This is a genomic window from Mesorhizobium sp. B2-4-17 (genome assembly GCF_006441275.1).
Classification (GTDB): Bacteria; Pseudomonadota; Alphaproteobacteria; order Rhizobiales; family Rhizobiaceae; genus Mesorhizobium.
Map to the genome: position 1 here is coordinate 24,762 of NZ_VFUX01000046.1, position 22,506 is coordinate 47,267.

General features: G+C 64.4%; 17 protein-coding genes and 2 pseudogenes. 13 read left to right on the forward strand and 6 right to left on the reverse strand.

Annotated features, from left to right (window positions below):
• Positions 1-14: 14 nt before the first annotated feature.
• The 12 genes and pseudogenes from FJ548_RS27335 (at position 15) to FJ548_RS27395 (ending at position 15,783) form a co-directional block, all read left to right on the forward strand.
• Positions 15-461 carry an HPr kinase/phosphorylase gene (locus tag FJ548_RS27335; protein ID WP_181168923.1) on the forward strand — a complete coding sequence of 149 codons (447 nt, stop codon included), beginning with the start codon at positions 15-17 and terminating at the stop codon, positions 459-461.
• Positions 462-624: 163 nt separating this feature from the next.
• On the forward strand, positions 625-1,026 hold the full coding sequence (locus FJ548_RS27345) for a PTS sugar transporter subunit IIA (RefSeq protein ID WP_140690825.1): 402 nt from the start codon (positions 625-627) through the stop codon (positions 1,024-1,026).
• Positions 1,023-1,319 carry an HPr family phosphocarrier protein gene (locus FJ548_RS27350; protein WP_140606689.1) on the forward strand — a complete coding sequence of 99 codons (297 nt, stop codon included), beginning with the start codon at positions 1,023-1,025 and terminating at the stop codon, positions 1,317-1,319. Before FJ548_RS27345 ends, FJ548_RS27350 begins: the two co-directional genes overlap by 4 nt.
• 182 nt (positions 1,320-1,501) lie before the next feature.
• Positions 1,502-2,902 (forward strand): adenosylhomocysteinase, encoded by a 1,401-nt coding sequence (gene ahcY, locus FJ548_RS27355; protein ID WP_140779522.1) that lies wholly within the window; start codon positions 1,502-1,504, stop codon positions 2,900-2,902.
• Positions 2,903-3,101: 199 nt separating this feature from the next.
• Positions 3,102-5,657: a PAS domain-containing sensor histidine kinase gene (locus FJ548_RS27360; protein WP_140779523.1), complete on the forward strand. Its 2,556-nt coding sequence runs from the start codon at positions 3,102-3,104 to the stop codon at positions 5,655-5,657.
• Positions 5,658-5,665: 8 nt separating this feature from the next.
• Positions 5,666-7,177, forward strand: a complete 1,512-nt coding sequence (tsaE, locus tag FJ548_RS27365) for a tRNA (adenosine(37)-N6)-threonylcarbamoyltransferase complex ATPase subunit type 1 TsaE (RefSeq protein ID WP_140779524.1) — start codon at positions 5,666-5,668, stop codon at positions 7,175-7,177.
• Positions 7,178-7,197: 20 nt separating this feature from the next.
• The gene (locus FJ548_RS27370) at positions 7,198-7,902 is read left to right on the forward strand and encodes a nucleotidyltransferase family protein (protein WP_246671398.1); all 705 of its coding nucleotides are present in this window, start codon (positions 7,198-7,200) and stop codon (positions 7,900-7,902) included.
• A complete protein-coding gene (addB, locus tag FJ548_RS27375) occupies positions 7,899-11,033 on the forward strand; it encodes a double-strand break repair protein AddB (RefSeq protein ID WP_140779525.1) in 3,135 nt (1,044 codons plus the stop codon). Before FJ548_RS27370 ends, addB begins: the two co-directional genes overlap by 4 nt.
• Positions 11,030-14,536: a double-strand break repair helicase AddA gene (addA, locus tag FJ548_RS27380; RefSeq protein ID WP_140779526.1), complete on the forward strand. Its 3,507-nt coding sequence runs from the start codon at positions 11,030-11,032 to the stop codon at positions 14,534-14,536. Before addB ends, addA begins: the two co-directional genes overlap by 4 nt.
• 78 nt (positions 14,537-14,614) lie before the next feature.
• Positions 14,615-14,941: a thioredoxin gene (trxA, locus tag FJ548_RS27385; protein WP_140606682.1), complete on the forward strand. Its 327-nt coding sequence runs from the start codon at positions 14,615-14,617 to the stop codon at positions 14,939-14,941.
• A 132-nt stretch (positions 14,942-15,073) separates the two neighbouring features.
• Positions 15,074-15,355, forward strand: coding sequence for a cupin domain-containing protein (locus FJ548_RS27390; RefSeq protein WP_140606681.1), 282 nt, complete (start codon positions 15,074-15,076; stop codon positions 15,353-15,355).
• 129 nt (positions 15,356-15,484) lie between these two features.
• Positions 15,485-15,783 (forward strand): annotated as a pseudogene (locus FJ548_RS27395) (plasmid stabilization protein).
• On the opposite strand, the gene FJ548_RS27400 reads toward FJ548_RS27395, so the two are convergent.
• The 5 genes and pseudogenes from FJ548_RS27400 to FJ548_RS27420 all read right to left on the reverse strand — a co-directional run bounded on the left by FJ548_RS27400 (position 15,735) and on the right by FJ548_RS27420 (position 21,110).
• Complete coding sequence (locus FJ548_RS27400) at positions 15,735-17,060, reverse strand: folylpolyglutamate synthase/dihydrofolate synthase family protein (RefSeq protein ID WP_140690835.1); 1,326 nt, start codon at positions 17,058-17,060, stop codon at positions 15,735-15,737. The pseudogene FJ548_RS27395 and the gene FJ548_RS27400 overlap by 49 nt on opposite strands.
• A 120-nt stretch (positions 17,061-17,180) precedes the next feature.
• The gene (gene accD / locus FJ548_RS27405; RefSeq protein WP_140779527.1) at positions 17,181-18,107 is read right to left on the reverse strand and encodes an acetyl-CoA carboxylase, carboxyltransferase subunit beta; all 927 of its coding nucleotides are present in this window, start codon (positions 18,105-18,107) and stop codon (positions 17,181-17,183) included.
• 101 nt (positions 18,108-18,208) lie between these two features.
• On the reverse strand, positions 18,209-19,048 hold the full coding sequence (gene trpA, locus FJ548_RS27410; RefSeq protein WP_140779528.1) for a tryptophan synthase subunit alpha: 840 nt from the start codon (positions 19,046-19,048) through the stop codon (positions 18,209-18,211).
• A gap of 2 nt (positions 19,049-19,050) precedes the next feature.
• Complete coding sequence (gene trpB, locus FJ548_RS27415) at positions 19,051-20,301, reverse strand: tryptophan synthase subunit beta (RefSeq protein ID WP_140779529.1); 1,251 nt, start codon at positions 20,299-20,301, stop codon at positions 19,051-19,053.
• A 148-nt stretch (positions 20,302-20,449) separates the two neighbouring features.
• Positions 20,450-21,110, reverse strand: a pseudogene (locus FJ548_RS27420) (phosphoribosylanthranilate isomerase).
• Positions 21,111-21,237: 127 nt separating this feature from the next.
• Between FJ548_RS27420 and FJ548_RS27425 the strand changes: the two are divergent.
• Positions 21,238-21,465, forward strand: coding sequence for a hypothetical protein (locus tag FJ548_RS27425; RefSeq protein WP_140606675.1), 228 nt, complete (start codon positions 21,238-21,240; stop codon positions 21,463-21,465).
• Between the two features lie 369 nt (positions 21,466-21,834).
• Here FJ548_RS27425 and FJ548_RS30165 read toward each other — a convergent pair whose 3' ends face one another.
• A complete protein-coding gene (locus tag FJ548_RS30165; RefSeq protein ID WP_210241942.1) occupies positions 21,835-22,137 on the reverse strand; it encodes a hypothetical protein in 303 nt (100 codons plus the stop codon).
• Positions 22,138-22,506 lie beyond the last annotated feature (369 nt).

Here is a 22,506-nt window from a genome sequence, read left to right on the forward strand (position 1 = left end):
CAAAGATTCAATTCGTGAAACCTGAAAACATTCACGCAACGGCGGTCCTGATCGGCGAGCGCGGCGTGCTCGTCAGCGGCGCCTCCGGGTCGGGCAAGACGACGCTGGCGCTGGCGCTCATCGACCATTGCCGGCAGCGCGGAATGTTTTCGCGACTGGTCGGCGACGATCAGCTTTTCGTCGCGGCGCATGCCGGGCGGCTGGTGTGCCGCGCGCCCGCGACCATAGCAGGCTTGGCCGAAGTGCCGCGGCTGGGTCCACGGCCTCTGACGTTCGAAACGGCCTGCGTCGTCGACCTGCATCTGCGCCTGCTGCCGGCTGATGAAATCGCACGTTTCCAGGTGGACGCCAGCACCGACATCGCCGGCTGCGCGGTGCCGCGGATCGATGTGGCCGAGCGCAATATCGCTGCGGCCCTGCCTGCCGTGATGGCGCGGTTGTCGATCTCGCCTTTTTTATGATCCGTCCGGGTTTTTTTCTGCAATGCGTCAAAATGGCGTGGGCCGTCGCAATTTTGGGCTTGTCAACGGGCCGCGCGTCGACAAGATAGCGCTCCCGCCGCCCGGAATGGCTGGCGAGCATAAAATGCGCCTGTGAAGCGGCGATGACGGGAGCCACCAAAGAATGATCGGACTCGTGCTTGTAACGCACGGTCAACTGGCCACCGAGTTCCGACATGCCGTCGAACATGTCGTCGGGCCACAAGACAGTTTCGAAACCGTGGCGATCGGTGCCGACGACGATATGGAGCAGCGTCGCCGCGACATCGTCGATGCGGTGGCCCGGGTCGATACCGGCGCCGGCGTCATCGTGCTGACCGACATGTTCGGCGGCACGCCATCGAACCTCGCGATCTCGGTGATGGAGTCCGGCCGCACCGAGGTGATCGCCGGCATGAACCTGCCGATGCTGATCAAGCTGTCCTCGATCCGCAAGGGCGACAACATGGCCGCCGCGCTCGATGAGGCGCAGGCCGCGGGCCGCAAATACATCAACGTCGCCAGCCAACTTCTGAGCAGCAAATGAGCATGGTTTCATCGGAAAAGGACCAGATCGTCCGCGAGTTTCCGATCGTCAACCAGCGCGGCCTGCACGCACGCGCCTCCGCGAAATTCGTCCAACTCGCCAGCGGCTTCAACGCATCCGTCCACGTCGAAAAAGATGGCGTCAAGGTCGGCGGCACCTCGATCATGGGTCTGATGATGCTGGCCGCCAGCCCTGGATTATCGATCCGCGTCACCGCCAGCGGGCCGGAGGCGCTCGAGGTCATGGACGCCTTGGAACAACTCGTTGCCTCCCGATTCGGCGAGGAATGCTGATCCCGTGCGCCGCCAAGGCATGTCCGAGAGACATGCAGGGATAAAGATTTCTTTATATCCCATTGTCGTCTGGATGCCGATCTGCTAGTCAGGCCGGCAATTCGCGCCCTTCGATGCGCCTGCCAGCGCGGGCGCATCCGCAACCAATTCGCAAGCATAACAATTCGCATCGGAGTACTGCCATGACGGATAGCAAGGATTATGTGATCGCCGACATCTCGCTTGCCGGCTGGGGCCGCAAGGAACTCGATATAGCCGAAACCGAAATGCCGGGCCTGATGGCCTGCCGCGAGGAGTTCGGCGCCAAGCAGCCGCTCAAGGGTGCGCGCATCACCGGCTCCCTGCACATGACCATCCAGACCGCGGTGCTGATCGAAACGCTGAAGGCGCTTGGCGCCGATATCCGCTGGGCTTCCTGCAACATCTTCTCGACCCAGGATCACGCCGCGGCAGCTATCGCAGAGGCTGGCATTCCGGTCTTCGCCGTCAAGGGCGAGAGCCTCGAACAGTACTGGGACTACACCGACCGGATCTTCCAGTGGGCCGATGGCGGCCTCTCCAACATGATCCTCGACGATGGCGGCGACGCCACCATGTATATCCTGATCGGCGCCCGCGCCGAAGCCGGCGAGGACGTGCTGTCCAATCCGCAGAGCGAGGAAGAGGAATATTTCTACGCCCAGGTCAAGAAGCGCCTGAAGGCCTCGCCCGGCTTCTTCACCAAGCAGAGGGAAGCGATCCGTGGCGTCACCGAAGAGACGACCACCGGCGTCAACCGGCTGTATCAGCTGCAGAAGAAGGGCCTGCTGCCCTTCCCGGCCATCAACGTCAACGACTCGGTCACCAAGTCGAAGTTCGACAACAAATATGGCTGCAAGGAATCGCTGGTCGACGGCATCCGTCGCGGCACCGACACGATGATGGCCGGCAAGGTCGCGGTCGTCTGCGGCTATGGCGACGTCGGCAAGGGTTCGTCGGCCTCGCTCAAGGGCGCCGGCGCCCGCGTCAAGGTCACCGAAGTCGACCCGATCTGCGCCCTCCAGGCGGCGATGGACGGCTTTGAAGTCGTCACGCTGGAGGATGCGGCTCCGACCGCCGATATCGTCATCACCACCACCGGCAACAAGGATGTCGTCACCCTCGACCATATGCGGTCGATGAAGGACATGGTGATCGTCGGCAACATCGGTCATTTCGACAACGAGATCCAGGTGGCGTCGCTGCGCAATTTGAAATGGACCAACGTCAAGCCGCAGGTCGACATGATCACCTTCCCGGACGGCAAACGGATGATCCTCTTGTCGGAAGGCCGCCTGCTCAATCTCGGCAACGCGACCGGCCATCCGAGCTTCGTCATGTCGGCTTCCTTCACCAACCAGGTGCTGGCCCAGATCGAGCTGTTCACCAAGGGCGAGCAGTACCAGAACCAGGTCTATGTCCTGCCCAAGCATCTCGACGAAAAGGTCGCCCGCCTGCATCTCGACAAGCTCGGCGCCCGCCTGACCGAACTGTCGGGTGAGCAGGCCGCCTATATCGGCGTCACGCCGCAAGGTCCATTCAAGCCGGAACACTACCGCTATTAACCAAATCTAAATTTACTACCAGATATTGAGGCCGGGCGATTGACTTTTTGCCCGGCTTTATTTTTGCGCAAGACCAGCCTTCACGGCGATTCGGCGAGGGTTTATTGTCACGTGATTCGCGACGCTTCCAGCCCAAGAGGGGATCAGAGAGGCGCGTTTCAGGGCGGTCCTGCATTCAGGCGGCGGAGAGGACCAAGACATGCCGGGGCAATACCCGCACGGAGCGGGACGGGCCGTTTCCGGCGGCCATGACGATTCGGGGGCCACAGGCTCCGCAACACGGCGCGGGCGTCTTTCATGGCGTGGCCGCGCTGGACTGTTGCTTGCCGGCTCCACGCTTGCCTGTCCGTTGGCTAGCGCGGTGGCACGTGCCCAAGGCGCTGGCGTGTCGGCAGCGGGTCTATCAATCAGCACGATCGAGGTGATGCAGCTTGCCGTGTTTGTCGGCGTGACGGGCGCGGCCTTTCTGTCGGCCATCGTTCTCATCCGCGAACGGGCCCGCACCTCGGCGGAAAATGTCGAACTGAGAAGCCGCATCGCCGATATCAACGCGGCGCTGCGTCGTTCGGAAGCGTTACTCAATCTGCGCGACCAGCGTGTGGTCGTCTGGGCTGCCGAGAACAAGAAGCCCGAACTCATCGGCACCTTGCCGGTCGAAAGCGGCGCGCCCGAGGAACGGGCGGCATTCCTTGCCTTCGGCCGCTGGCTGATGCCGCGCTCGGCGGCAGCGCTCGAGCATGCCATCGCTGGTTTGCGCGAAAAGGCGAGGCCCTTCGACCTCATCATCGAATCCCAAGCCGGCGCTCCGCTCGAAGTGCACGGCCGCAAGAGCGCGGCGCACATACTGGTGCGGTTTGTCTCGCTTTCCGAGACACAGCGCAGCCAGGCCCGACTGAAGATCGACAACCAGCGGCTGGCCGCCGATCATGACACGATGATCGGTCTGCTCGAGGCGCTGAAGATGCCGGCATGGCTGCGCGACGAGCACGGGCGGCTGAAATGGGTCAACCGGGCCTATGCCGACGCGGTCGAAGCCGAGAGCCCGGAAGCCGCCGTCCGTGATGCCAAGGAGTTCCTCGGTGGCCAGGCACGTGAGACAATCGCCGCGCAACACAGATCGCACCCGGTTTTCGAGCAGTCGCTTTCGACGGTGATCGAGGGCGACCGCCGGGTGTTCACGGTGACCGACTTCGCCGGCGCCGACGGTTCGGCCGGCCTTGCTTGCGACACCAGCGCCATCGAGACCATTCGCGGCGAATATGAGCGCACGGTGCGCAGCCACGCCGACACGCTCGACCAGCTCAACACCGCGGTCGCCATCTTCGACACCGACGAGAAGCTGCGCTTCTTCAACCAGGCGTTCCAGAAACTGTGGGGGCTTGACAGTGGCTTCCTGCACAGCGCGCCCGACAATGCCTTGCTGCTCGACCGGCTGCGCAGCGAGGGCAAGATCGCCGAACAGCCCGAATGGCGCCGCTGGAAGGAAGGCCTGCTCGGCGCCTACCGCGCCGTGGAATCGCAGGAACACTGGTGGCATCTGCCCGACGGCAAAACCATTCGCGTCGTCGCCAACCCGCAACCCAAGGGCGGCGTCACCTGGGTGTTCGAGAACCTGACCGAGAAGATGGACCTGGAGAGCCGCTACCGCACCGCGGTGCGTGTCCAAGGCGAAACGCTCGACAACCTCGCCGAAGGCGTGGCGGTGTTTGGCCCTGACGGCAGGCTTCGGCTGTCGAACCCGGCTTTTGCCGCGCTATGGGGACTGGAGGCAGACGCCGCCAAGCCCAATGTGCACGTCTCCACGATCCGTGACCTTTGCGACCGGCAGACGGCGGACAGCCCCTGGCCCGGTTTCGTCGCCGCCATCACCGGTTTCGACGACGAGCGCCGCGACCGCCATGGCCAGACCGAGCTCAACAACGGCACCGTGCTGCGGTACGCCATGATCCCCTTGCCCAACGGGCAAGTGATGATGACCTTTGTCGACGTCACCGACAGCGTCCATGTCGAACGCGCGCTCAAGGACAAGAACGAAGCCCTGGAAAAGTCGGACCAGCTCAAGAACGATTTCGTCCAGCACGTGTCCTACGAGTTGCGTTCGCCGCTGACCAACATTATCGGCTTCACCGAACTTCTGTCCTTGCCGACGACCGGCCCGCTCAATCAGAAGCAGCGCGAATATGTCGAGCATGTCGGCTCGTCCTCCTCGGTGCTGCTGACCATCGTCAACGACATACTGGATCTCGCAACCGTCGATGCCGGCATCATGCAACTCGATATTTCCGAGGTTCATGTCGACCGCACCATCGCGGCCGCCGCCGAACTGGTTTCCGACCGGTTGCAGGAGCATTCGATCCGTCTCGAGGTCAATGCCGCGGCGGCACCCAGGACGTTCCACGGCGATGAAACCCGCATCCGCCAGATCCTCTACAATTTGCTCAGCAACGCCGCGAATTACGCCCCGGAGGCCAGCACCATCCGGCTCGCCTGCCGCCAGCTTGCGGACGGGGTGGAATTCTCGGTTCATGACGACGGTCCCGGCATGCCGCCGGATGTGCTCGATTCGGTGTTTCGCCGCTTCGAACCGCGCACCAATGGCGGCCGCCGGCGCGGCGCCGGCCTCGGCCTGTCGATCGTGAAGAGCTTCGTCGAATTGCATGGCGGCGGCGTGCGCATCGAAACCGGCAAGGACAAGGGCACGACCGTCATCTGCACCTTCCCCGCTATGCCGGGCATCCGCGCCGCGGCCGAGTAGCGCGTTCGATGACGGAACCGGTGCTGGAGCGTTTGCTCGCCGACGAGACAGAGACAGCGCGGCTGGGCGAGGATCTGGCATTCGCGGTGCGTGCCGGCGACGTGCTGGCGCTCAAGGGCGATCTCGGCGCCGGCAAGTCGACGCTGGCGCGGGCGCTGATCCGGACGCTGGCGGACGATGCCCGCCTTGATGTGCCGAGCCCGACCTTCACGCTGGTGCAAAGCTACGACACGCGCATTCCGGTCCATCATTTCGACCTCTATCGCCTGTCGTCGGCAAATGAGCTCGACGAACTCGGCTTCGAGGAAGCCCTGACGCAAGGCGCGGCTCTTGTCGAATGGCCGGAACGGGCCGAAGGCGAGCTGCCGAAAACGACCGTTCTGATCGAACTCGTCCAGCATGGCGAAGGCCGCCTGGCGCTTCTGTCGGGGCAAGGGGCGGCCTTCGACCGCGCGGCGCGATCTCTGGCCATGCGCGGTTTCCTGGAAAGCGCCGGCTGGGGCGAAGCCCACCGCCGCCATTTCATCGGCGATGCCTCGGCCCGCTCCTACGAGATCGTGACGCTCGCCGGCCAGGAACCGCGAGTGCTGATGAATTCGCCGCGACTGCTGCTCGGCCCTCCGGTGCGTGACGGCAAACCCTATGCGGTGCTTGCCCATACTGCCCAGTCGGTGTCCGCTTTCGTCGCCATCGACCGCGCCTTGAAAGCCCGCGGTGTCAGTGTCCCCGAAATCCTTGCCGAGGACCTGGACCAGGGCTTCCTCCTGCTCGAACATCTCGGCTCGGAAGGGTTTCTCGGCAAGGACGGCGAACCGGTGGCCGCGCGCTACGCCGCAGCGGCCGAACTGCTGGCCATGATGCATGGCAAGAGCTGGCCGCGGCGTCTGGAAGCGGGACCGGGCCGCCTTCACGAGGTGCCGCCCTTCGACCGTGACGCCATGATGATCGAAGCCGACCTGCTGGTCGACTGGTATGTGCCGGCAATATCGGGCGGCCCGGCCAGCGACGATCTGACGACGGGCTACACCAGGGAATGGAACGCGCTTTTCGACCGGCTGCGGGGCAGCGAATACACGCTGATGCTGCGCGACTTCCATTCGCCCAACATCATCTGGCGCGGCGACCGTTCCGGGCATGACCGGCTGGGCATCGTCGATTTCCAGGACGCGTTGATCGGGCCTGCAGCCTATGACGTCGCCTCGCTCGCCATGGATGCCCGCGTCACTGTCTCGCCCGACATCGAGAGACAAACATTGGATGCCTATGTCGCGGCGCGCCTGGCCGCCGGTCCATTCGACACGGACGCTTTCCGCGAAGCCTACGCAATCATGGCAGCGCAGCGCAATTCCAAGATCCTCGGCATTTTCGTGCGCCTCGAAAAGCGCGACAGCAAACCCTATTATCTCAGACACCTGCCGCGCATCCGCGACTATCTGCGCCGGGCGCTGTCCCACCCGGCGCTCGCCAGCCTGAAGGATTTCTACGACACGCATGGGCTGCTGGAGGAACGCGCGCTGTGACAGCAACACCGGATACTGCCATGGTCCTTGCCGCAGGGCTCGGCAAGCGCATGCGGCCGATCACCGACACGATCCCCAAGCCGCTGGTCAGGATCGCCGGCAAGACGCTGCTTGATTGGGGCCTCGACAGCCTGGCCGCCGCCGGCGTCGCCAAGGCCGTGGTCAACGTCCATTATCTTCCCGAGCAGATCGTCGCCCATGTCGCCGCGCGTCGCGCGCCACGGATCATCATCTCCGATGAGAGCGAACGGCTGCTCGATTCAGCCGGCGGTATCGTCAAGGCATTGCCGGAATTGGGACAAAATCCCTTCTACATCCTCAACGCCGACACCTTCTGGATCGACCACGGCCCGCTCAATCTCGGCCGGCTCGCCCTTGCATGGGACGCGGCGAAAATGGATATTCTGCTGATGCTGGCGGACCACCATCAGGCGACAGGACACTGTGGCAGCACCGATTTCCTGGTGGCGCCGGATGGTGCCTTGCGGCGTTCAAAAGGCGATCCGGCAGGCCTGATCTATGCCGGCGCCGCGATCATCCATCCGCGCCTGCTCAAGGACGCACCCGCCGAACCGCATTCGCTCAACGCCTATTTCGACAAGGCCATTGCCGCCCACCGCCTGTTCGGCATGCCGATGCAGGGCCGCTGGATCACCGTCGGCACACCCGATGCCATCGCGCTGGCCGAAACGGCGGTCGCGGGCGCGCTAACCGAGCCGCAATGAGCGGCCCAAGCCGCGTTTTCTCGATCCCCCCTGGAGCGCCGTTTCTGCCGACGCTGGCCGAGGCGCTGCTTGCCGGCCGGCTGATTCCGGGGTTCCGTTTCGGTGGCGATCCGCTCGCCTTGGCCGATGTCACCATCTATGTGCCGACGCGCCGCGCCGCGCGGGCTTTGCGTGGTGTCTTCGTCGACAGCTTGAAGGCACGCGGTGGTGGCGGTTCGGCGATCCTGCCGGTCATCCGTCCGCTCGGCGAGTTCGACGAGGACGAGGCCGCGTTCGACGCCGAGCCGTCGGCTGCAATCGATCTTGCGCCACCGATCGCCGCTACCGAGCGCCTGTTGCTGCTGACGCCGCTTGTGCGGGCATGGAAACGCAGGCTGCCCGCTCATGTCGCGGCCCTCTTCGCCGAGGAAATCGTCATCCCGGCCTCGACCGCCGATGCGATCTGGCTGGCGCGCGATCTCGCTGCATTGATGGACGAGATCGAGACGGAAGGCACCGACTGGAGCAAGCTCGCCGATCTGGTGACCGGCAACCTTGCCGGATGGTGGCAGGTGACGCTCGAATTTCTCGGCATCGTCACCGATGCCTGGCCGAAATTTCTTAAAGAGAGCGACCGCTCCAATCCGGCCGCGCACCGCAGCGCGCTGATCCGCACCGAGGCAGCGCGGCTGCGGCGCAATCCGCCGGCCGGGCCGGTCATCGCCGCTGGGTCCACCGGCTCGATACCCGCCACGGCCGAATTGCTTGCCGCGATAGCTGGCTTGCCGGGCGGCGCCATCGTGCTGCCCGGGCTCGACCGGACGCTGGACGAAGCGTCCTTCCAGGCGCTTGTCGCCCGTGGCGCGCGCCCGGCCGTGCTTGGCCATCCGCAATATGGCCTGGCCAGGCTGATCGGCAAGATCGGCATGCTGCGCTCGGATGTCGAGGAGATCGGCACGGCCGAGCCGCAGCTTGCGCTTCGCGCCGCCCTCGTCGGCGAGGCGCTGCGGCCGGCCGAGACCACCGAATTGTGGGCCGAGACCCGCAACAGGTTTTCGGCAGCCGAGATTGCCGGCGCCTTTGCCGATGTGACGCTGCTCGAAGCGGCCAGCGAACGCGACGAAGCCATTGCCATCGCCGTTGCGCTCAAGCACGCGGTCGAGGCGCCGGGCCAGAGGGCGGCTCTCGTCACCGGCGATCGCGCGCTGGCGCGGCGCGTCTCGGTCGAGCTCAAACGCTTCGGCGTCGTCGCCGACGATTCCGGCGGCACGCCGCTCGCCAACACGCCCGCGGCCAGCCTGCTCCGGCTGACGCTTGAGGCGGTATTCCGGCCGGGGGACCCGGTCGGCCTGCTGTCGTTGCTCAAGCATCCGCTGCTCGGCCTCGGTCTCGAACGCGCTACTGTGCGCCATGCGGCGGAACTGGTCGAACTGGTGGCGCTGCGCGGCGGCACGGGCCGCCCCGACATTGCCTTGCTGCCGGACTTGTTCGAGGCCCGCCTCACAGGCCTCGGCGATGACAGCCGGCCGCCCTTCTGGTTTGCCCGTCTCACCGTGCGCTCCATCGAGGATGCACGAACCCTCCTCGCACGGCTGGCGCAGGCGCTGGCGCCGCTTTCGGCCTTTCGCGGCCAGCCGGATGCCGATCTTGCGGCGCTGGTCAAAGCCAGCGTGGTGGCCCTCGAGGCTCTCGGCCGCTCCGCCGATGGCGGTCTTGGAGACCTCTACGCCGGCGATGCCGGCGACAAGCTTGCCGAGCTGCTGCGCGGGCTTGTGTCGGCTTCGGCGTCGCTGTCGTTCGTCGCGAGCGAATGGCCCGATGTCATGGGCGCGCTGATCGCGCCCGAGACGGTCAAGCCGGCGCAGGGTACCGACAGGAACATCGCGATCTGGGGCGCGCTCGAAGCGCGGCTGCAGGATGTCGACACGATGGTCATCGGCGGCCTCAATGAAGGCGTTTGGCCGCGCAAACCCGAGAGCGACCGCTTCATGTCGCGGCTGATGAAAACCGGCATCGATCTCGAGCCGCCCGAACGGCGCATCGGCCTCGCCGCGCATGATTTCCAGATGGCCATGGGCGCTAAGAAAGTGGTGCTGGCGCGCTCGGCCCGCGCCGGCGACGCGCCCGCCGTGCCATCGCGCTGGCTGCAGCGGCTGCTGACCTTCATCGGCAACGACCAGGCGGCAACACTGCGCCGGCGCGGCGACGAGTTGCTCGCCTGGGCGCGCGCACTCGATACCGGCCCGAAGCTGGATTTCGCGCCGCGACCGCAGCCGAAGCCGCCGCTGCCGGTGCGCCCAAGCCATTTCTCGGTCACCGAGATCGAAACCCTGCGCCGCGATCCCTATGCCGTCTATGCAAGGCGGATACTCGGCCTGATGCCGCTCGATCCGCTCATCCGCGACCCTGGTGCTGCCGAACGCGGTACACTGTTCCATGCCATCCTGCATCTGTTCTCGTCGCGCGTGGCCGATCCACGGGCGCCAGACGCGCTCGCCGGCCTCATCGCCGCCGGCCGCGCCTGTTTTGCCGAGGCTGCCCTTCCGGCCGATGTCGAGGCGGTGTGGTGGCCGCGCTTCGAGAAGCTCGCCGCCAACATCATCGAGTGGGAGCGCACGCGCGCCGATGCGGTGGTCCGGCGCCATGCCGAGGAGCGAGCCGGCAAGACCATCGTCGACCAGTCCGGCGTGACACTGTCCGGCTACGCCGACCGTATCGATCTGCTGGCCGGTGGCATGGCCGACATACTGGATTACAAGACCGGCTCCTCGCCATCAAAGGCGCAGGCGCATATGCTGCTGGCCCCGCAACTGGCGCTGGAGGGCGCGCTGCTCAGGCGCGGCGCCTTCAAGGATCTGGGCGCGCGCGAGCCCTCGCAGCTGGCCTTCGTGCGGCTGAAGCCCAATGGCGAGGTCTTCGAGGAGTCCATACTCGAACACAACCGTCAGCCGCGGAGCGCGACCGACCTCGCCGAAGAGGCTTGGGCGCGGCTGGAGAAACTGCTGATCCATTATGCCAAACCGGAGACCGGCTATCTGTCGCGCGCGCTGCCGTTTCGCGAAGGCGAGACGGATGGCGACTACGACCATCTCGCTCGCGTGCTCGAATGGTCGGCCGGCGGCGATGCGGGTGATGAAGGAGGGGAGGCATGAAGAAGGCCTATCCCATCCCGAGCGACACCGCTTCAAGCCAGGCTCGCGCCGCCGATCCCGGTAATTCCGCCTGGGTGTCGGCCAATGCGGGATCGGGCAAGACCCATGTGCTGGCCCAACGCGTCATCCGGCTGCTGCTCAATGGCACCGATCCGTCGAAGATCCTGTGCCTGACCTATACGCGCGCCGCCGCCGCCAACATGTCGAACCGGGTCTTTTCCACGCTGTCGGACTGGACGGCGCTCGGCGACGCCGAGCTGGCCGTGAAGATCGAGGCGCTCGAAGGGCGCCGGCCCGACCGCGACACGATGCGCCGCGCGCGCCGCCTGTTCGCCGAGGCATTGGAAACCCCCGGCGGACTGAAAATCCAGACCATCCACGCCTTCTGCGAATCCGTGCTCCACCAGTTCCCGCTGGAAGCCAATATCCCCGCCCATTTCGAAATGCTCGACAGCCAGATGGAGGCATCGCTTTTCGCCACCGCGCGCCGCGAGATGATTTCGGCCGCCGGCGACAGGGACCTGGCCGACGCCTTCGCCACCGTGCTGGAACGCGGCGGTGAAGCCGGCCTCGATGCCCTGCTCGGCGAGATCGTGCGCAAGCGTGACGGGCTGCGGCCTTTCCTCGATGCGGTCGGGCTTGATGGCTTCCAGCCCTTGTTCGATGAATTCCATTTCCGCCCCGGCCAGACCGCCGAGGGCATAGCGGCCTCGGTGTGGCCGCTGCCGGGCTTCCTGCCCGACTATTTTGCCGGCTTTGTCCAGGCCGCCGAATCCACCGACGCCAGATCGGTGCTGAACAACATCCTGCCCTATGCGCGCCAGGCCTTCGCCGAGAGCGATCCGATTCGCCGGCTGCAATTGCTTGCCAGAGCCTTCCTCAAGACCGATGGCGCGCCCTACGATCCGGCAAATGCCTTCAAGAAAGCGCTGACCGATCTGTTGCCGGACCTCGCCGATCGATATCGCTCGGCGTCGGGCGCCATCATCGAAACCGTCGACCGGCTGGCGCTGTTCCGGATGCTGGAAGGCACGCGCGCGGCGCTCACCATCGCCGACTGGCTGATCGCCCGCTATGAAGTGCTGAAGCGTGGGCGCGGCTTTCTCGACTTCAACGACCTGATCACCCGCACGGTCAACCTGTTGGCGCGGCCCGATGCCGGTCCGTGGGTGCAGTACAAGCTCGATCAAGGCATAGACCACATCCTGCTCGACGAGGCGCAGGACACCAGTCCTGACCAGTGGGAGGTGGTGAAGCGGCTGGCCGAGGAATTCTTTGCCGGCTTCGGAGCGCGCGACAGGATCCACCGCACTGTGTTTGCCGTCGGCGACGAGAAGCAGTCGATCTATTCCTTCCAGGGTGCGGCGCCCGACTCCTTCGCCGATAGCCGGTTGTTGTTCGCCGGCCGGGTGCGCGACGCCGAAGCGGCGTTCGCCGACCTCAAGCTGACCTGGTCGTTCCGTTCGACCGATGACGTGCTGGCCGCCGTCGACCGCGTCTTTGCCGATCCTGTCGTTCGGCGCGGCATCAGCCACGATCCCGATCCGCTGAGCCACAAGGCCATCCGCACCGATGCGCCCGGCTATGTCGAGGTGTGGCCGTCGATCGGCGCCGATATCGTCGACGAGCCCGACGACTGGACGCAGGCTATCGACCATGCCCATGCCCCCGCGGTGCGCGTTGCCGAGAATGTCGCGGCCACCATCGCCGGCTGGATCGGCAGCGGCGAGATCATCGAAGGCCGCGGCAAGCGGCTGCGGCCGGGCGACGTGCTGGTGCTGGTGCGCAAGCGCGACAGCTTTGTCCACGCCCTGACCCGGGCCCTCAAACGCCGCGACATTCCGGTTGCTGGCGCCGACCGGCTGAGCCTGCCCGGCCATATCGCGGTCAAGGACCTGATCGCGCTCGGCCATCTCCTGATCCAGCCGCAGGACGATTTGTCGCTGGCCGCAATCCTGCGCAGCCCGGTCTTCGACCTGCCGGAGGAGGCGCTTTTCACGCTCGCCGCGCAGAGGCCGCCCGGCCTCTCACTGGCCGCGTCGCTGCGCCAGCACGCCGGCGAAAGCGACGCCCTCGCAGCGGTCGTCGAACAGCTCGACATCTGGGCCAACGAGGCGGCCTTCAAACCGGTGTTCGAGTTCTATGCCGGCCTGCTGGCACGCGATGGCGTGCGCCGGAAGATGATCGCCCGGCTCGGGCCGGAAGCCGGCGATATTCTCGACGAGTTCCTGAGTTTCTGTCTTGCCGAGGAGCGGACTGGCCTGCCAGGGCTGGAGGCCTTCCTGTCGACGCTCGAGAATGCCGGGCCCGAGATCAAGCGCGAGATGGACCAGACCCGCGACGAGGTCCGCGTCATGACTGTGCATGCGGCCAAGGGCCTGGAAGCGCCGGTCGTGTTCCTGGTCGATGGCGGCTCCGCCCCGTTCAGCGACCAGCATTTGCCGCGCCTGATGCCTTTCGACGGCTCAGGCCGACATTGGCCCGGCAAGGGCTATCTCTGGCGGTCGGCCAGCGATGTCGCCAACGGCTTTTCGAGAACGGCCGCCGCTCGCGCCCGAGAGCTCGCCGACGACGAGTATCGCCGGTTGCTCTATGTCGGCATGACCCGCGCCGAGGACCGGCTGATCGTCTGTGGCTATCACGGCAAGCGGGCACCGAATGCCGGCACCTGGCATTCGATCGTTAGCCGCGCGCTGACCGGCGCGCCCGAAAGCGAACAGCGTGCGCATCCCGCCAGCGGCGAGCCGGTGCATCGTTTTCATGTCACCAATCTGCCACCGGTCGCGACGAGCTCCGGTGAGCAGGCGCGGCAGGCCGATGCGTTCGGCCCGTTGCCATCGACCTTGTTCCGTGCCTTGCCGCCCTTCGAGGACCTGCCGCGTCCCCTGTCCCCGTCGGGCGCCTCGGCGCTGATCGATGAGGGCAAGGAAGCCGTCGTCGACAAGGCTTCGCCGGTGCTGGACGGCGACGCCGAGCCCGGTTTTGCCGTGCTGCGCGGGCTCGCGCTGCACAAGCTGCTGCAGATGTTGCCTGGCATGGCCGAGGACGGACGCAAGGGCGCGGTCGAGCGCTACCTGGCGCGCGTCGGTGCAGGCTGGCCCTCGTCAGAGCGGGAAAAAGCCCTGGCATCGGTTATTGCCATACTTGCCGATCCTAGCCTCGGTCAGCTGTTCGCGCCCTCCTCTCGAGCCGAGGTCGCAATCATGGGCAGTCTGGAGGTAAGGGGAAAAAAGCGCTCCATTTCCGGCAAGATCGACCGTTTGGCGGTCACCGCGGACACGGTCTTGATCGTCGACTACAAGACCAACCGGCCCGCACCCGCCTCTCTCGCCGAAGTCCCGCCGGCCTATCTGCTGCAGCTCGCGCTCTATCGCGCCCTGCTGCAGCCGCTTTATCCCGGGCGGGAGGTCAAGGCGGCCCTCCTGTTTACCGAAGCGCCAAGGCTGATCGAACTGCCGGCCCGGTCCATGGATGACGACCTTGCCCGACTCACGGGAGCGTGACACAAGACCTGCTTGAAGAAGGGCGCGACAACCACCACATTTGGGTGCGACAAAGAACTCTCGAAAGGATTTTTCCGCATGGGTGCCACCGTCAAGGTCGACAAGAGCAATTTCCAGGCCGATGTGCTCAACGCCAAGGAGCCGGTCGTGGTCGATTTCTGGGCGGAATGGTGCGGCCCGTGCAAGATGATCGCGCCGGCGCTCGAAGACATCGCAGTCGAACTCGGCAGCAAGGTGAAGGTCGCCAAGCTGAACATTGACGAGAATCCCGAGCTTGCCGCGCAATTCGGCGTGCGCTCGATCCCGACACTGATGATCTTCAAGGGCGGCGAAGTGGCCGACATGAAGGTCGGTGCCGCGCCCAAGACCGCGCTGTCGCACTGGATCAACGGCAACCTCGCCTGAGGTTCTTAAAAACCGGATCGATAAGCCCGGCCTCGCGCCGGGCTTTTTTGTTGGCGTCATCGGTGAACTGCTCTGGCCCTCACACAAGGGCTTTCCATGTCTTCTGTTGTGAGCAGAAGCAGGGAGAGAAAAATGACCGGATCCGCCAAGGCCACCGTCTTCATCGACAATGAGCGCGTCATCGTCACCGAATACCGCTTCCAGCCCGGTGACAACACCGGTTGGCACCGCCATGGCCACGACTATGTCGTCGTGCCGCTGATGGACGGCAAGGTGAAACTATTGACCAAGGACGGTGAATCCTTCGCCGAGATGAAGAAGGGCGCGCCCTATTTCCGCAAGGAAGGCGTCGAGCACGACGTCATCAACGCCAATGAGGGCGAATACGCCTTTATCGAGATCGAGCTGAAGTAACCGGCGTCTCGACGGCTGATTGCACATGGGAAATCTGGAAATCCCATGCGCACGGATGCGCATGCCATCAGCAGCCGTCTTGATGGCTGGAGCGGATTGGCACATATCTCTTTCAAACCGGAGTTTGAAATGGCCGAATCACAGCTCTCAGTCCGCAGTGCAAAAGCACGCGATCTGGCTCATCGCCTTGCCGTCGCGAGAATCGCTCTATAGCCGATGTGGTCGAACGCGCGCTCGAAGCCTACGAGATACGGGAAGCGGGCCGAGAACCCGCATCCACCTTCTATGCCCGCCTGACTGCAAGCAGCGGCGCCGACATTGATCTGGAGAAAGTCATCCGCGAAGGCCACGGGCGACGAAGCCGTTCAGGAGACAGCACTCAGGTCGGCGGCGTGCCGTTTTCGGCCAGCACCGCGCCGGCCAGATAGAGCGAGCCGCCGATCAGGATGCGCGGCGGCGGGCCGTCCCAGGTGTCGCGCAGCAGCATCAGCGCGCTGGCGACGGAACTGACCGGCTCTGCCGACAACCCGGCTTCCGTGGCGCGGATCGCCAGTTCGTCGTTCGGCACGCCGGCGTCGCTCATGCTCACCGGCACGGTGTAGACATGCCGGACCAGGCCTTTGAAGGCGCGGAAATAGCCACTCTGGTCCTTGGTGTTGATCATGCCCGAGATGAGGAAGAGCGGGCGCGGGTTCTTTTCTTCCTGCTCGGCCAAGGCTTCGGCGACGACCACCCCGGCGCCCGGATTGTGGCCGCCGTCGAGCCAGATGTCGGCGCCCTTTGGCGCGAGCTCCGCCAGCCGGCCTTGCATCAGCTTCTGCATGCGGCCGGGCCAGGCGACACTGGTCATCGCTTTTTCGGCGGCGCGGTGGCTGATCTCGAAGCCGGCCGCCTTGATCGCGGCGATCGCCGCGGCCGCATTGGCGAACTGGTGACGACCCGGCAGCCGCGGCGACGGCAGGTCCATCAGGCCGTCCTCGTCCTGGTAGACCATGCGGCCGTTTTCCTCGAAGGCCAGGAAATCCTGGCCGTAGACGAAGGTCGGGCATTCCAGCCGCTCGGCGGTTTCGATCAACACCTGCAGCGCCGTCTCGCTTTCCTGCGCGCCGATCACCACGGGGCAGCCGCGTTTCATGATGCCGGCCTTTTCAGCCGCGATCAGTTCGACACGGTCGCCGAGATAGGCCTCGTGGTCCATCGAGACAGGCATGATCACCGACACGGCCGGCCTGGCGATGACATTGGTGGCATCGAAGCGGCCGCCGAGACCGACCTCGATGATGGCGGCTTCGGCGGGATGCTCCGAAAACAGGATGAAGGTGACGGCGGTGAGGATCTCGAAGACGGTGATCTTCTGGCCTTCGTTGGCCATGGCGACGCGGCCAATGGCCTCGGCGAAGACATCATCGTCGACCAGCCTGCCACCGCCTTCGGCGGCAAGCCGGTAGCGCTCGTGCCAGTTGACCAGATGCGGCGACGTGTGCACGTGCACGAGACGCCCGGAAGCCTCCAGCAATGCCCGTGAGAAGGCGGCGCAGGAGCCCTTGCCGTTGGTGCCGGCGATATGGATGACCGGCGGCAGCAAGTCCTGCGGATTGCCCAGCCGCTCCAAGAGCCGCGTGATGCGTTCGAGCGAAAGGTCGAAGCCTTTCGGGTGAAGCGCCATGAGGGCTTCGATTTCGCGGTCGGCGGCGAGCGTCGTCATGACAGAATCCTGGCGCATGGCCCGAGAACCAGAATCAATCCCGGAATAGCCATGGCAATCAAAAGGCTACAGCGCGCCATGGACATGACGCAATCATTGTTCGCGGCGGCTGGTGTCGCGTCAGGCCTGCGGCCTGGATTCGCCGGCAACCACGGCTGGCGGCAAGATTTCCGGTTCCAGCGGCTTTTCAGCCTCCGGCATCTTGAGCAGCATCTTCAACAATCGTGCGATGGTTTCGCGCAGTTCGAGCCGCGACACCACCATGTCGACCATGCCGTGCTCCATCAGATATTCGGAGCGCTGGAAGCCGTCCGGCAGTTTCTCGCGGATGGTCTGTTCGATGACGCGCGGCCCGGCAAAGCCGATCAGCGCGCCGGGCTCGGCGATGTGCACATCGCCAAGCATGGCGTAGGAGGCGGTGACGCCGCCGGTGGTCGGGTTGGTCAGCACGACGATATAGGGCAGGCCGGCTTCCTTCAGCCGTTCGACGCCGACCGTTGTGCGCGGCAATTGCATCAGCGACAGGATGCCTTCCTGCATGCGGGCGCCGCCGGAAGCGGCGAACAGGACCAGCGGCCGCTTGCGCTGCAGGGCGACCTCGAAAGCGTGCACGATGGCATCGCCCGCCGCCATGCCGAGCGAACCGCCCATGAAGGCGAAATCCTGCACCGTCACCACCACCGGCAGGCCGTCGATGGTGCCGAGCGCGTTGACAATCGCATCTTCCAGGCCGGTCTTGGCCTTGGCGTCCTTAAGCCGGTCGGTGTAGCGCTTCTCGTCGCGGAACTTCAGCGGATCCTGCACGACCTTCGGGTTCTCGAGCTGCTCGTACTTGCCGTCGTCGAGGAAGTATTTCAGCCGCTCCTTGGCCGAGATCTTCATATGATGGCCGGAGGACGGGATGACGAACTGGTTGGATTCCAGATCCTTGTGGAACACCATCTCGCCGGTCTCGGGATCCTTGATCCAGAGATTCTCGGGCATGTCGGTGCGCCGGCCGAGCATCGAATTGATCTTCGGGCGAACGTAATTGGTGATCCAGTTCATCGCTTCGGCTCCTGTCCTGACGAAGAGTTGTTAATGCATGCCGCCCAAAAGTGGGAACCGGTTTTGGGATATCGGCATGCACGAAACCAGAGGTAGGAGAACTATTCGGCGGCAGCAAGGCGGGCCGAACGCACGCCTTGTGCAAGGCCGCTGACCAGCGTGGCGACGGCCTCGGCCGGATCGGCGGTCTTTTCACCCTTCGGCCCCAGCACATTGGCGACCGCATTGACAATCGCGGTGCCGACGACGACGCCATCGGCATTGGCGCCGATCACGCGCGCCTGCTCGGCGGTCTTGACGCCAAAGCCGACGCAGACCGGCAGGTCGGTATGGCTCTTGATGCGCTTTACGGCGGCGGCCACCTTGCCGGTGTCGGCCAGCGCCGAGCCGGTGATACCGGTCATGGAGACGTAGTAGACGAAGCCGGATGTGTTCTGCAGCACCTTGGGCAGCCGCTTGTCGTCGGTGGTCGGCGTCGCCAGGCGGATGAAGTTGATGCCCGCCTTCAGCGCCGGAATGCAGAGTTCGTCGTCCATCTCGGGCGGCAGGTCGACGACGATCAGCCCGTCGATGCCGCTGGCCAGCGCGTCTTTCAGGAAACGGTCGACGCCGTAGATGTAGATCGGGTTGTAGTAACCCATCAGCACGATCGGCGTTTCATTGTCGCCTGCTCGGAACTCTGCCGCCATCTTCAGGGTCTTGACCAGCGTCTGGCCGCCTTTCAGCGCGCGCAGGCCCGCCGCCTGGATCGCTGGGCCGTCGGCCATCGGATCGGAAAACGGCATGCCGAGCTCGATGACATCGGCGCCGGCCGTGGGCAGCGCCTTCATGATCGACAGCGAGGTGTCGTAGTCCGGGTCGCCGCCCATGAAATAGGTGACGAGCGCCGGGCGGCCTTCGGTCTTCAGCTTCGCCATGCGGCGGTCGATGCGGGTCGTCATGATCAGATCTCCATGCCCAGCATCGAGGCCACCGTGTGCACGTCCTTGTCGCCACGGCCCGAAAGGTTGACGATGACGATCTGGTCCTTGTCCATGGTGGGAACGATCTTCACCGCATGCGCGATGGCGTGCGCGGATTCCAGCGCCGGAATGATGCCTTCGACGCGCGTGGTCAACTTGAAGGCTTCCAGCGCCTCGTCATCGAGGATCGGCACATATTCGACGCGGCCGGAATCGCGCAACCACGAATGCTCCGGCCCGACGCCGGGATAATCCAATCCGGCCGAGATCGAATGCCCATCCATGATCTGGCCATCCGCGTTCTGCAGGAGATAGGTGCGGTTGCCGTGCAGCACTCCGGGCGAACCGGCATTCATCGAGGCGCAATGCTCGATGCCGTCGAGACCGCGACCGCCGGCCTCGATACCGATGATGCGCACATCCTTGTCATCCAGGAAGGGGTGGAACAGGCCTATGGCGTTGGAGCCGCCGCCGACAGCGGCGATGATGGTGTCCGGCAGCCGGCCTTCCTGTTCGAGGATTTGCGCGCGCGCCTCCGAACCGATCACCGACTGGAAGTCGCGCACCAGCTCCGGATAGGGATGCGGGCCCGCCGCGGTGCCGATCAGGTAATAGGTGTCCTCGACATTGGTCACCCAGTCGCGCAGGGCTTCGTTCATGGCGTCCTTCAGCGTGCCGTGGCCAGCAGTGACCGGCCGCACTTCGGCGCCAAGCAGCTTCATGCGGAAGACATTGGGGCTTTGGCGGGCGACGTCGGTGGCGCCCATATAGACCACGCAGGGAAAGCCGAAGCGGGCCGCGACGGTGGCCGACGCCACGCCATGCTGGCCGGCGCCGGTTTCGGCGATGATGCGCTTCTTGCCCATGCGCTTGGCGAGCAGGATCTGGCCGAGGCAGTTGTTGATCTTGTGCGAACCGGTATGATTCAGGTCCTCACGCTTGAAATAGACCTTGGCGCCGCCCCCGAGGCCCTTTGCCGAAGAAACCTCACGAAGATGCTTGGTCAGCCCTTCCGCGAAATAGAGCTTCGACGGCCGCCCGGCATAGTGGGTCGAAAGATCGGTCAGCTCGGCTCTGAAATCCGGATCGTTCTTGACCTCGTTCCAGTTCTTTTCCAGATCGAGGATCAGCGGCATCAGCGTTTCGGCGACGAAACGGCCGCCGAAAATGCCGAACATGCCCTGCTCGTCGGGTCCGGTGCGGAAGGAATTGGGTGTCGCCGGCTTGTTCATCGCCGATCTCCTGCATCTTTGTTTGAGCATGTCCTTGTCGGAAAACCGGTTCCACTTTTCCGGGACATGCTGCTTATCTGGTCTTCTGAGCATGTCCTTGTCGGAAAACCGGTTCCCACTTTTCCGGGACATGCTCTGGTTTAGGGCTTCAGGCGGCGCGGTCGTCGCGTGCTGCCCGGAACGGCCCGGAAAAACTGTTCGATCAGCCCCGGATCCTTGACGCCCGGCGCGCTTTCCACGCCCGACGAAATGTCTATTCCGGGCGGGTTTGCAAGCCGAAGGGCATCGCCGATATTGGCGGCGTTGAGCCCACCGGAAAGCATGTAATCGACGCCGGCGTCAAGGCCGGCGAGGATGCGCCAGTCGAAGGCAACGCCATTGCCGCCCGGCAGTTCGGAGCCTTTCGGCGGTTTGGCATCGAACAGGAAGCGGTCGGCAACGCCGATGAACGGCTCTATCCGGCCGAGGTCGGCAGCCTCGCCGAGCGGCAACGCCTTCATCACCGGCAAGCCATGGCGGGCCTTCAGTTCGGCCACCCGTCCGGGTGTTTCCGAGCCGTGCAACTGCAGCATGTCGGGCTGCATGGCCGTGACGATCTCGTCCAGGAAGGCGTCGCTGGCATCGACCGTGACGGCGACCGCCAAAGCCTTGCCGCGCGCCGTTTCGCGCAGGCGGCCGGCTTCAGCCGGCCCGACATAGCGAGGGCTTCTAGCGAAGAAAATAAAGCCGACATGGCTGGCGCCGCCGGCCAGGGCCGCGGCCATAGCCTGGTCGGTCTTCAAACCGCAGATCTTGATGTCGAGCGCCATGGCGCGGGAATTGGCACGAAAAGCGATGAGAGTCGAGAAAAAGCATGCTGTTTGCCGGCAAGGCCAAAGGCGCTACCTATTGATGGAGGGCACGTTGATGAACAGCATGCCGGGCGGGAGAACAACCATGAGCGATACAACCGACCCAACCGTTGCCGAACTGAAGCAGAAGATCGCGCAAGCGCGTGAGGTCATTGCCCACCTGATGGACAAGGCCGCCTTCAACGGCGCCGAAGCACACCGCGCGCTGGAGTATTTCGGCAGCGACGCCTTCGACCGCAATTTCCTGCCCTGGCCGCATCATGGAAATGAGGGGCTGAGGCCGGAGGAGCTCAATGCGGCGAATGACGATTGAGGCCGTCCATATCGGTGTGGGTAAGCTTGCGAAACTCGAACTACTGCAATCCGCGGGGCCGATCCGTGTAAAGAAGCTGGTGTTCCTCACTAGCCTCGGCCCAACTGGAGGGCAAAACGATTGATTCTTGCCGCGCCTGGTCGAATGCTGCCCGCATCTGCCTGGCACACCGCGCGGCGGGAACGCGGCCAACGCCGGTTCCCATCCCGGGGAAGGCAATCGTCCGGACATGCTCCCGCACCTTCGCCCCGGAAAGGGCCTCGGTATGGAACGTCCCATGCCGGACCAGTAGCAAGGTCGCCCGGGTGAGGAACGGGTTGACGGTGTTTTGATCGAGCACCATCGGCACCCGCATGGTCGGTGCTGCGATTAGATAGGGATGGTTGTGATTTCCCGTCGAGACGATTTCCGCGGCTCCAACCAGGAGCTCCCCATAGTGATAGTCGACAATGACTCGGCGCAGTCGAAGCTGGAGATCCCAGCCAAAACGCGAGAGTACTGAGCATCAATGCCACCATCCATAAAGCCATAGCTGTTGGCGGGGCTGACAAGCGCGTCCGCCTCAACGTCGAAAATAGACCCCCTATGAATTTGCACATTGGCTACGCCGCGAAATTCCTTCGCCCAGGCGTCAGCTAGGTTCGGTTCCATCGCCGTCAGGATCAATTTCAAAACAATCCTCCCTTCATGAGCGAGCGCCAACTTTCCTTATGCGGATCGATCCCGTAGGTTAGCTAACCGCAGGCGCAGGCAAACTTCATGTCACGAAAATCAAGTCGCGCATTGCCTCCGCCAAATTATTGTCCCCGAAACCCTCGTCAAACTCTATGTAAAACGGGCTAAATTCCGGCGCTGGCTGCGGCAATGGAAGATCGAGTTAATCGAAAGGCCAACACGGAGTGGTTTGAGCTCTTTCCTGGAACCGGGTGCGCTCCGTTTCCTGCACCGCTGGAGCATAAGCATCAGCGACGCGGCGCAGACCCTAGGTGTTTGATCCCGAGCTTTAATGGTGCGATATTTTCTTCCGACTGGAAGGATGCG

What these genes read in the sequence shown, in the direction of transcription:
- FJ548_RS27345 (WP_140690825.1), top strand. Translation starts at nt 625, where the DNA reads ATGATCGGACTCGTGCTTGTAACGCACGGTCAACTGGCCACCGAGTTC.
- FJ548_RS27350 (WP_140606689.1), top strand. Translation starts at nt 1,023, where the DNA reads ATGAGCATGGTTTCATCGGAAAAGGACCAGATCGTCCGCGAGTTTCCG.
- ahcY (WP_140779522.1), top strand. Translation starts at nt 1,502, where the DNA reads ATGACGGATAGCAAGGATTATGTGATCGCCGACATCTCGCTTGCCGGC.
- FJ548_RS27360 (WP_140779523.1), top strand. Translation starts at nt 3,102, where the DNA reads ATGCCGGGGCAATACCCGCACGGAGCGGGACGGGCCGTTTCCGGCGGC.
- tsaE (WP_140779524.1), top strand. Translation starts at nt 5,666, where the DNA reads ATGACGGAACCGGTGCTGGAGCGTTTGCTCGCCGACGAGACAGAGACA.
- FJ548_RS27370 (WP_246671398.1), top strand. Translation starts at nt 7,198, where the DNA reads ATGGTCCTTGCCGCAGGGCTCGGCAAGCGCATGCGGCCGATCACCGAC.
- addB (WP_140779525.1), top strand. Translation starts at nt 7,899, where the DNA reads ATGAGCGGCCCAAGCCGCGTTTTCTCGATCCCCCCTGGAGCGCCGTTT.
- addA (WP_140779526.1), top strand. Translation starts at nt 11,030, where the DNA reads ATGAAGAAGGCCTATCCCATCCCGAGCGACACCGCTTCAAGCCAGGCT.
- trxA (WP_140606682.1), top strand. Translation starts at nt 14,615, where the DNA reads ATGGGTGCCACCGTCAAGGTCGACAAGAGCAATTTCCAGGCCGATGTG.
- FJ548_RS27390 (WP_140606681.1), top strand. Translation starts at nt 15,074, where the DNA reads ATGACCGGATCCGCCAAGGCCACCGTCTTCATCGACAATGAGCGCGTC.
- FJ548_RS27400 (WP_140690835.1), bottom strand. Translation starts at nt 17,060, where the DNA reads ATGACGACGCTCGCCGCCGACCGCGAAATCGAAGCCCTCATGGCGCTT.
- accD (WP_140779527.1), bottom strand. Translation starts at nt 18,107, where the DNA reads ATGAACTGGATCACCAATTACGTTCGCCCGAAGATCAATTCGATGCTC.
- trpA (WP_140779528.1), bottom strand. Translation starts at nt 19,048, where the DNA reads ATGACGACCCGCATCGACCGCCGCATGGCGAAGCTGAAGACCGAAGGC.
- trpB (WP_140779529.1), bottom strand. Translation starts at nt 20,301, where the DNA reads ATGAACAAGCCGGCGACACCCAATTCCTTCCGCACCGGACCCGACGAG.
- FJ548_RS27425 (WP_140606675.1), top strand. Translation starts at nt 21,238, where the DNA reads ATGAGCGATACAACCGACCCAACCGTTGCCGAACTGAAGCAGAAGATC.